At 32.2% G+C, this 3,598-nt stretch carries 6 protein-coding genes; 1 reads left to right on the forward strand and 5 read right to left on the reverse strand.

What is annotated here, in order from left to right:
* Positions 1–176: 176 nt before the first annotated feature.
* Positions 177–722 carry a helix-turn-helix domain-containing protein gene (locus tag KI356_RS16660; protein ID WP_128281501.1) on the forward strand — a complete coding sequence of 182 codons (546 nt, stop codon included), beginning with the start codon at positions 177–179 and terminating at the stop codon, positions 720–722.
* Between the two features lie 56 nt (positions 723–778).
* On the opposite strand, the gene KI356_RS16665 is transcribed toward KI356_RS16660, so the two are convergent.
* From KI356_RS16665 to KI356_RS16685, 5 genes are all read right to left on the reverse strand, one after another.
* The gene (locus KI356_RS16665; RefSeq protein ID WP_212935934.1) at positions 779–1,462 is read right to left on the reverse strand and encodes a prolipoprotein diacylglyceryl transferase family protein; all 684 of its coding nucleotides are present in this window, start codon (positions 1,460–1,462) and stop codon (positions 779–781) included.
* A gap of 14 nt (positions 1,463–1,476) precedes the next feature.
* Positions 1,477–2,031: a TlpA family protein disulfide reductase gene (locus KI356_RS16670; protein WP_212935935.1), complete on the reverse strand. Its 555-nt coding sequence runs from the start codon at positions 2,029–2,031 to the stop codon at positions 1,477–1,479.
* Between the two features lie 55 nt (positions 2,032–2,086).
* Positions 2,087–2,899: a M56 family metallopeptidase gene (locus KI356_RS16675; RefSeq protein WP_128281503.1), complete on the reverse strand. Its 813-nt coding sequence runs from the start codon at positions 2,897–2,899 to the stop codon at positions 2,087–2,089.
* 1 nt (position 2,900) lies between these two features.
* Positions 2,901–3,317, reverse strand: coding sequence for a BlaI/MecI/CopY family transcriptional regulator (locus tag KI356_RS16680; RefSeq protein WP_212935936.1), 417 nt, complete (start codon positions 3,315–3,317; stop codon positions 2,901–2,903).
* Between the two features lie 125 nt (positions 3,318–3,442).
* Positions 3,443–3,598, reverse strand: a 156-nt coding sequence (locus KI356_RS16685) for a DUF3942 family protein (protein WP_212935937.1), incomplete at its 5' end; no start/stop codon positions are given.

Here is a 3,598-nt window from a genome sequence, read left to right on the forward strand (position 1 = left end):
GTTCTTTTAATACCTCTATCTCCTTCATTCCTCTTCCTCCTCATATTCTTGTAGCTAGCCATATAATAAATTATAATTAAATTAATTTAAATATAGTTTAACATAAAATTCAGTTTCGGTTAATTTTAATTTAATTTATTTAAATATAATTTAATAAACATTAAGGAGCATTTATTATGGAAAATATAGATATCGGGAAAAAGATTGAAAAGCAAAGAAAAGAAAAAGGATTAACTAGTAAAGAACTAGCAAAGATGGCCGGAATCACACCATCAATGCTTAGTCAAATTGAACGTGGTTCCGCTAACCCTTCCATTCAAACATTAAAGGTCCTCGCAAAAGCTCTTGATGTTCCAACATTTAGTTTTTTACTTGAAGAAACTAATACAGACGATCTAATAGTGCGTTCTAATAAAAGAAAAAAAATGATTATCGATAATTTATCATATGAATTGTTATCACCTGATTTCACAGGAAACTTAGCAACAGCAATTATGACTATCCCACCGAATACTGCTTCGTCAGAAAATGTGCTAGAACATAAAGGAGAAGAATTAGCATTTGTATTAGATGGGAAAATCACATTGCACTTAAATGAAGAAGAATACATATTAGAAACTGGTGATAGCGTAAAAATACCAGCTTATTTAAAACATAAATGGGTAAATCAATTCGAGAAAAGTGCGATTGTTTTATTCTCTGTTACTCCGCCGATTTTTTAATTCATGTGATGATAAAAAAATAGCCATGCACGGATGCTCTCCGTACATGGCTATTTTTATTTTTTTGGTACTAACAAAATCCCTAAACTAATAACACAAAAACTGAGTATTTGCTGTATTGAAAGACCAAATAGAACTGAATTTTGTTCACTAATAAGCGAAATAATGATATGAGCAATTCCCTCGCCAATTAGAAAAAAGCTTATATTCTTTCCATTTCCTAATCTTTCATTTTTAATCCATAACGAGCCAATTATACCGAGTGCAAGTATAATCTCATACATGAAAATAGGATGATACAAAAATTTCGATTCATATATTTTCATCCCCCATGGAAGTGTCGTTTGTATACCTACTTCTTGATGGAATAGAAAATAAAAGATAATACTCACACACAATCCGAAGGGTAATGTATCAAGTAAAATTCGAAGAGAAAATTGCTCTTTTTTACTTTTCCAAACAATGTATATACTAGCCATAATAAAACCTACTATAATATGCTGCATACTTCCTACAGCTAATAATGCTTGCATTGGCGCCCCAATGGCCCATACCGGATTTAAAATTGCCGGTGCGAATTTCCATATGAATACAATGATGAGAAGACCATTCGTTACTGCATCCATCATTTTTTCATATTGAATATTTTGCTTTTTCATCCTTAGTTTCATCAGAGTAAATCCAAATAGACTTCCAATTATAAGAGATACGGGTTGTAACCTCACGATCCACTCCATCACTATGAAATCCCCTCTTAATTCTCAATTATTTTCTTAAACTTCTCTTCTAATTGATCTGGAGGTAATACACCTCGTGCATGATCTACAATAATTCCATCTTTATTAACAAAAAATGTCGTCGGTAAAGAAAATACTTTATAATCTATTCCAGCTACTCCGTCCATATCTAATAAAACAGGAAACTTAAATCCATGACGCTCCACAAATGCACTCGCTTCTTGTACTGGATCCCCGATTGTTGCATTTACCGCAAAAATTTCAACATTCTTTTTATATTTATCATACAAACGAACTAAGTCAGGAGCCTCCATTTCACATGGGCCACACCATGATGCCCAAAAATTAATAACATATGGTTTTCCCTTTGCATCATTTAACGAATACAGCTTCCCATCTAATCCTTTTAATGTTATGTTTGGTGCTTTAAATCCCACTTGTGGCAATACTTCTTTCTCTTGTAACTCCGCTTGTTTCGCTTTTCTTTCTTTTTCTTCTTTCTTTGAATTATAAAAATTAACCCCTGCCCAAATTAGTGCCCCGGCCAGTATAATAGCAAGTAGTTTCTTCACTTTTCTTCCTCCTAAACACACTACAATTTGTAGTGTTAACTATTAAAAAAAAAGGCTATATGCACTCTCCAACAATAAGTACAATCGACATACAAAATAGCCCTAACGTTACATATACTGAATTCGTATGTAATGGTATATTCAGCTTAACAACTTTCTCATTCAACACTTGCTCAATCCGTAAATTAATTGCAGTTTTCGCAAACGAAGCTGTAATACATTGGTTTTCCATCGTCTTTATTTTAATTAATTTTAATAATGCACTACCTAGCTCAAATGAAGATTTCATTTTTTGCATCGCATATTTATCAGCTGATAGCTCTTGATACACGTGATAACGCTGCAGCATTCCTTTTAATATAGGAATGTACATCATTCCTTCAGCTAACAATGTAAAGAAAAATAACTTTAATGGATCTCGATTTTTTTGATGATATTCCTCATGTAATACAATCGCATCAATTTCTTCCTCTGAAAACGCCTGAAACATTCCTTCTGAAATGACAATTTTCGGTCGAAATAATCCAATTGTAAATGCCGTAATCTGTAACGTTGATAATACGTACACTTGCTTTCCTTTTCTAGTAATAGACACGAGATTTCTTTTCAATTTTTTACTATAAAAAAACTGCTTCCAAATTCTTTTACTTATAATGATTACAGTAAATAACAGTAATCCGGCTATCATTATGCGAAGTATTGATAATTCCCTCATATGTTTTTGTAATTCAAATAAACAAAATTGCGAGAGAAAAAATGCTTTATTTTGAAAAAGAAATGGGTATGTAACGTAGTATACTAACATACTAAAAAAAAGAACACTAATAGTCACTGCTAACAAAACGGTTTTACGCATTTGCCACTTCATTTTATCGGTCCTCTTTTTTTAGCTGACTTAATTTCTCTTCTAATTTTTTTATTAAAGATGGATCAGCTTGTTCTAACTCATCTATCATATGGTTCACAACAAGATCTCCAAATTCACCCATTAATTCCTGTGTCATTTTCTTCGTTTGATTGGATAAAAATTCTTCTTTCGTTTGTGCAGCACGATACATACCACTTCTTTTCACGATATGCTTTTCTAAATGTGATTTCTCTACTAATCTGTTCATAACTGTCATTACAGTATTAAAATTCACCGGGGATTCTTCACTTAATTTCTGTTGCACATCTTTAATGGTAATGCCCTCAGTAGCCCAAACAATTTCCATTATTTTCGCTTCAAGCGGTCCGAAAAAGTGATTTAACCCTTGCTCATTTAACTTGTAGTTTTGAGTAAACATCGCATGGCCCCTTTCACACTACAGATTGTAGTATAAAATATATTGAAGGTCAAACATGAATGATATTAACTGATACTTAAATAGATCCTAATCTTCACTAATTAGTTATCTGTACCGCGTTCGATTCATTGTAAACCTAACTTCTCTCCAAATGTATCATAGAGATAATATTCTAATATTTGCACACTAAATTTCTCATTACGCCCGAGTGCAAATAATTCCCGATCTTTTGCTACGATAGTATCTAATGGAATAACCACATTATCCACTATTTTTATAAT

The sequence above is a fragment of the Bacillus hominis genome, assembly GCF_018332515.1.
Lineage (GTDB): Bacteria > Bacillota > Bacilli > Bacillales > Bacillaceae_G > Bacillus_A > Bacillus_A hominis.

Excerpts from the sequence above, each read along its gene's own strand:
- KI356_RS16660 (WP_128281501.1), top strand. The coding sequence starts at position 177 with ATGGAAAATATAGATATCGGGAAAAAGATTGAAAAGCAAAGAAAAGAA.
- KI356_RS16680 (WP_212935936.1), bottom strand. The coding sequence starts at position 3,317 with ATGTTTACTCAAAACTACAAGTTAAATGAGCAAGGGTTAAATCACTTT.
- KI356_RS16675 (WP_128281503.1), bottom strand. The coding sequence starts at position 2,899 with ATGAAGTGGCAAATGCGTAAAACCGTTTTGTTAGCAGTGACTATTAGT.